The sequence below is a fragment of the Burkholderia cepacia genome (genome assembly GCF_001039005.1).
Lineage (GTDB): Bacteria > Pseudomonadota > Gammaproteobacteria > Burkholderiales > Burkholderiaceae > Burkholderia > Burkholderia theae.
Map to the genome: position 1 here is coordinate 1 of NZ_LDWR01000124.1, position 5,686 is coordinate 5,686.

Genomic DNA, 5,686 nt, shown 5'->3' on the forward strand with positions numbered 1-5,686 from the left:
TCGACCGGTTGAATCCGCAGCCGACTCTCACCTGACAGGATCGACCGTAACCCAGAGCAGACATACGCGCTTCCCTATAGCGGTCACTCCTTTAGGATCATGATTCTATGTCTGCATACCCGTCAACTTTTTCTACCCTGTCCGTTTTCCAAAAAAGAAAGTAAGCTGCACAAACAAAATAAAACACTAGCCAATGACCCGAGAAACCTCTTAACTCATTGGCCTTGAACGCGGTGAACTCGGACACCGTCAATTTTCGAATAAGTTTGCCGTGATTCAAGAGAACGTATCTACCATCTTGCACCGCAGGATTTCCACCTTCGCTGTACAGCATAAACACGAAAAAATTCACGATCGCGTAGACGAAAAGCATGATGCCCATCACGGCGATCCAGTTCGGCACTCCTTTCCTCAAACGCCACATTGCACGTTCGCGCCCCAAATCCTTTCGGGATAGAAACAAAAAAGGAATAAACACAATAAAGATGCCGACATGGAGCATCCAGACGGACGGAATGCGGGCCGCGAGGTTCACGCCCATTAGGGCAGCCACATGCACACCAAGTGAAATTACAAAGCCAATCAGAGCAACAGTGCCCAAGATATGTCGCGTTGTTTGATTCATTGGCAGCAGAGACACTTCGCAGGAGAAGTTGGCTTCGTCAGAGACATAGAAACATCACCTTGTTGGAGGGGATTGTCGACGATTTGCGCGCCTATGTCGATCGTCAGCTCGTGGCCGGAAGCTGCCCGATATGCCCCGCCGAGTAGCTGCCCCTTTGTTGGCATACGAGTTGCGACCTAAACGCCCAAAGCCCCCCCTTGGCAGCTCACTTAGGTTGCTGTAGCCGGTCTGCCACAAACGGGACAAACGATGCGTTTGGCGTAGCTGACGAGCGTGAGGCCGCAGCACGTTCCCTCTTGCTCGGCCCCTGCCCCTCGTCGACAAATTCCCCGGAATATTGAGGCCGCGCGAGCACAAGAAGTGTCCAAGGTGATGGCACAGCGGACGTCTCATTGAATCGGTGAGCCCCCGCGAGCACGAATTTGGCCGACTCCCATTCCGGACGTCTCACTTTGGCCTCGCGTGCCTCCAACGCCAAAGCGATCACTTCGACCAGCTGCCGCTCCGGCAGCGAGGTCAGGCCGTCCACAAGTTCTCGATTTTGCAAAAAACTCATCGAATTAACGATCCTATCCAATCAATGAGGCGGCGACGGCGGTTGCATAGCCTTCAGATCGTCGCCGTCGGAGATTTTCTGTTCGCTGAGTGAACCAGCCTCTCTCCAATATCCGTCAACCTGGTAATTCGGCATTTATCTAGCGCTGCGCTAATCGTGGCTCACTTGCTTAAGCCACACGTTTAATTCACGCGTACGATCACGCGTTCTGTCGATTTCGCAAGTCAGTAGATCAAGATTACGATCTGCGCCTGCCTCATTTATCAGATACCAAGCGGCACATTCGTTGCCGAGAAAGCGGACCCATTGCCGCTGAGCCTCGACAAATTTCACCTTGAGCGCCGGATAGTCGACGTACTCGTCACGTGGCCGAGACATCAACTTCAAAACCTTTTGGTAAGTGCGGTTCAATTCGTCGTCTGCTTGCTGAAATTCATCTTGACTACGCTGCAGCAAGCACTCGGGCGCCACGCTATCAGGTACGCAACTCCGCGCTTGCGCAGCGGTGAACCACGAAAATGTCAACGCCATGGCGACGCCGAGCGCAGCGCGACGGAGGCTGGGCACCGATGCGCAGATATGCATTCTTGCCACCATTCCTGTTTTCCTCATTCATATGGCGATTGGAGTAACTCTGGCGTCGATCGTGGTCGACAGCGCCGGCTGAAGCGCACATCGTTGACCTACTTTAAACAAGCGCAATCAACATTGGAAAAACCGATTGTCAACGAACTACGCGGCCATGTCGAGTGACTGAAAATTGCCGTGTGGAGCCCATCTGCGATGGGCGGCACCCGCCCCTGAACTGCCCTTCGGAATTGTCAAAGAGCATCACTCAACAGCGAGCGCGGTTGTCTTCGCTGGTAGTATGGCCTTCAAGACTCAACGCGCTCGACTGGCATATGTACCCATCGCTAACCGAAGACAAGCCACTAGGCACCTATGCCGACCGTGACGGATCTTTCAGGTCTGAATATCAAATCGGCATCAGACTGGTCTGGGTAAGATGCCGGCATTGTCGCGGATGCCTGGCGTGCGTTGGCCAGGTCGATAAGATGTTGTCCGGCATATGGGCCGCCATGCCCCGCGCCGTCGCGATTGCCGAGGATTACTCTCGAACAAGGATCCCCGAGTTCTGGAGCAAGCATGATTCGTCTCAACGAGAAGGGGCGCGCTTGGATGTGTGGGGCATATCCATAACCCCGAGCCTTGGAGAAGCAAGATTTGATATTTCCAGAAATCTTCGCTTTGACTTCTCGTCTCCGACATTTTCGAAAGACGATTACTGGAATGACAATCCCATCTTACTTCCCGATTTACCTGACCCGTACCATGTGTACGTAGTTCGCGACAGCGTTGGCGGACTCAGTGTGGCTTCGCCAGAGAGTCAATCGCCTTAGGCTACCCCTCCCGAGCTGGTGGCGAGGCCGCTTAGCGCCACCGTTCCCACATCAACGCATTCTGGCAGTCCGGGTAATAAATCCGCCGTCTTTGTTTCATTTGCAACACCTCCACTACTCACGCAGCGTCACGTGTGTTGCATCGACGGGTTGAATCCGCAGCCGACTTCGGTCAGGGCTTAACGTCCCCTTGCCTGGAGCCCGTGGCCGCAGCAATGCGGCCTTGTGCAGCGACAAGTTGGTCATCCGTGGTCGCCACCAGCCACAGACGTGCCTGCTCCTCGATCTGGCGGTTGTGGTCCTTCAACGGGCCCATCGTGGCAGCGGCCTTCCAGACCACTGGGGCGATTCGGCTTTTCCTGCCCGACGGCGCGCCTACCAGCAGGCAGTAAGGTCCCAGCGGAAGCGATACGAACGGAAGTGCCGGACTGGCGCGCACGCGCCAGTCGATGAAGGGCGTGTCGCCGATAAGCAGCGGCATGGGCAAGCCGTGGAGCACACTGAAGTCGTACAGCGCCAGTTGCTCCCGCATGCCGACGTAAATACGCCGGATATCGGCAACAACCGCCGCGCGGATCTCGTCATCGAACATCGGCTCCTGCGCGTAGCGAGCCAATGCCTCTCGAGCCTCCCATTGATATGCGCTGCACAGGCCAATCTCCACGCAATCCTGGACGGCGCGCTGAACATCCGCTACAGAACCGGCTTCCTCCGGCTTACCCAACTGAGCTGCCCGCAAAAACCGGGCAAGTCCTGCGTCGTGGATCGCAGGACGATCCGCGGACGCATCGTCTTCAGCGCCGTTGCCAAGGGGCACGTAGACATATTCCTCGGCTGCGAAATGCGATTTCTTGCCGTCGTCAAACTTGATTTCGCCATCAACGTAGTCCAGATAGCGAGTCCCGATTCGACCATGCTCCCAAACCCAGTTTTTCAGGAGCGGACGTAGTGGATGCAGCCTGTCTTGATCGGTCATTGAATCCTCCAAGCTGCCCAGTATAGTTCCAAGTTGTCGATTGTTCCCCGGAGGACACTGCGATCGATCAAATCAATGGATCAGCCCTTTTCAATCAGTGGCGCGGAGCCCTGCGAACTCGGCAGCGACCGGCACGACAGGCGACCATCGATCCACCACCGCCATTGGAACCTGCGTCGCGTCAACGGCTGATTACTGGATACCCGCCAAGGCAGGCTCGCGCAATTCGACGCCCTTCGCACCGAGATCCGTGCACTGATCACCGAGATTTCGCACGCGGCCGACGTTGAGCTGCTGGACCTGATGGCCGACGAGATCGGCCCGTTCTCTCGCCACAAAGCCGCGCAGGATGCGCGCACCTGGGCAGCAACCGCCGGCATCACGCTGGAAGCTGGCTTGACGCAGCTCGCGCGCTCGATGCCTGCCGATCGAAAAGGAACATTTCGCGTATGACTGTAGCGGTGAAACCAACCTGCCTTGATATCACGTCGGTTTCTGCCGCAATCTTCTGGTCGACGCGTTGGATGGCTCACGCGCGAAATCTAAGCGTAGGTCGAAGCGAGAATCGTGTCGGAATTTTTGCCCCTGCAAACTGCGGGACCGGCCGTCGAAGGGCAAGAAACGATGAGGGTCAGGGACCACCCAAGCACTGCAAGCGTCTGCACCCAATTCCACGGGCACAGATGCTTCAGCGCAGGATGGCCGACTGAACAATCGAGATGCCGGACACTCAATTTTCGTTCATTATTCTGTTCAGATTGGAATTGAAATCTTCAACGGTTAAACTTGCGTACATAAAATTATTGAACAAGACATCAAATGGATTTCGCACCTTATCACCAAGGACCGCGCTCATATCGATGGCCGCCTCCAATGTATTAAACAAATTCTGCAATTCAGGAGTCAGATCGCTGTATTTTTGAGACATAGTAGCCCACCATTTTAAGAATAGTCACACACTTACATCACACGCCCATCTGGATCGGCGCAGCAATTCTGATATCTCAATCCTCATTGATGTAATAATCAACAGTCGCATTATGCCCATCTCCGCCTGTATGGCCGACTTTAAATCCATCCGCATCGCAATCGATCAAATAATCACTGTCAGTGAGATACGGATTCGACCAGTTGACATAGACGGTCAACGTCGATTGATCGAAGAATTGATACTGAATAGTGCCCTGCGTGCCGGTGTTATAGCTATCGGACTCGCTCCCCCATTGCCCGACATCACCAGGCGAGATCTGATCGGGAGGTGAGGTTACCCACTTACCGTGCTCCAACCGAACCGACGATTTATCTAGCGTCAATACAAATTTCGTGTTGTTGGTAAACTTCGCGATCACGCTACGTGCAGCCATTTCAGTCACTCCTCACTCAAAGTAGCACTACCGACTCACCACATCATCACGCGCTAAAATTGCATTGCAACAATACTATTCTTAAAAAAATAGGACAAAAAATACTGCCAAGAAAGCTGTCATTCTTGACAGTCCAAATAAGTCAGAAATGCGACCATGCCTTTCGCCGTAGCCCCCCAAGTGCGGCCGATTGAGACACTGGCCCGCACTGGAGCATCGGGTGCGACAACGACTCAACCGTTCGCGCAGCACCTTTAGTTCCCCAATGGGAACTGCTCTTGCGTACGTTCGAAAGCTGCTGCTGGCGCGACGCCGAGAGCGCACGTGGCGCGAGGGATGGTGAGTCGAGTACGGCCAATTCTTCCAGCTTCGAACTCGGTTTTACCAGCCAATACCGACGTTGGTTATCGCGTCCGTGCCGGTTGTAAGCGCCGTCGACGCCGCGAAACATATGCCCGAGAATTGCTTCACCGATTTCGAACGGACACCCCAAAGCAGCCGGCATCGTACGGACTGCAAGGCGAAGGTCATGGGGTGCCCAATACGTAACGGGAAGGCGAGGCCGCGTCTGTGCCCGCCGCATTTCACTGCAGGGCATATGATTGCGGCAGTACCTGCGTACCAGCCCTGACGAGAGCCAAAGCTGCTGCGCGATCATGTGTGCCCGGATAGCGTGGTGACGCACTATGGAGCAGGCACGCACCGCAACCCCAGACCGTCAATCTGCCACCCAACGAGCCCCCCATGCCCCTCGCCCCCGCCGTC

The 5,686-nt window shown here is 55.0% G+C and carries 6 protein-coding genes; 1 reads left to right on the top strand and 5 read right to left on the bottom strand.

Annotated features, from left to right (window positions below; all coding sequences use genetic code 11):
• Positions 1-97 precede the first annotated feature (97 nt).
• The 4 genes from VL15_RS38305 to VL15_RS38315 all read right to left on the bottom strand — a co-directional run bounded on the left by VL15_RS38305 (position 98) and on the right by VL15_RS38315 (position 3,557).
• The gene (locus tag VL15_RS38305; protein WP_155420418.1) at positions 98-601 is read right to left on the bottom strand and encodes a hypothetical protein; all 504 of its coding nucleotides are present in this window, start codon (positions 599-601) and stop codon (positions 98-100) included.
• A gap of 229 nt (positions 602-830) precedes the next feature.
• Complete coding sequence (locus tag VL15_RS42475; protein ID WP_155420419.1) at positions 831-1,181, bottom strand: hypothetical protein; 351 nt, start codon at positions 1,179-1,181, stop codon at positions 831-833.
• Positions 1,182-1,331: 150 nt separating this feature from the next.
• The gene (locus tag VL15_RS38310; RefSeq protein ID WP_048252095.1) at positions 1,332-1,778 is read right to left on the bottom strand and encodes a lysozyme inhibitor LprI family protein; all 447 of its coding nucleotides are present in this window, start codon (positions 1,776-1,778) and stop codon (positions 1,332-1,334) included.
• A 975-nt stretch (positions 1,779-2,753) separates the two neighbouring features.
• Positions 2,754-3,557 carry a hypothetical protein gene (locus VL15_RS38315; RefSeq protein ID WP_048252096.1) on the bottom strand — a complete coding sequence of 268 codons (804 nt, stop codon included), beginning with the start codon at positions 3,555-3,557 and terminating at the stop codon, positions 2,754-2,756.
• A gap of 303 nt (positions 3,558-3,860) precedes the next feature.
• On the opposite strand from VL15_RS38315, the gene VL15_RS43490 reads away from it, so the two are divergent.
• Positions 3,861-4,010 (top strand): hypothetical protein, encoded by a 150-nt coding sequence (locus VL15_RS43490; protein WP_230684628.1) that lies wholly within the window; start codon positions 3,861-3,863, stop codon positions 4,008-4,010.
• Between the two features lie 551 nt (positions 4,011-4,561).
• On the opposite strand, the gene VL15_RS42480 is transcribed toward VL15_RS43490, so the two are convergent.
• Entirely contained in the window at positions 4,562-4,921 is a 360-nt protein-coding gene (locus VL15_RS42480; protein ID WP_155420421.1) for a Crystal protein ET79, read from the bottom strand.
• Positions 4,922-5,686 lie beyond the last annotated feature (765 nt).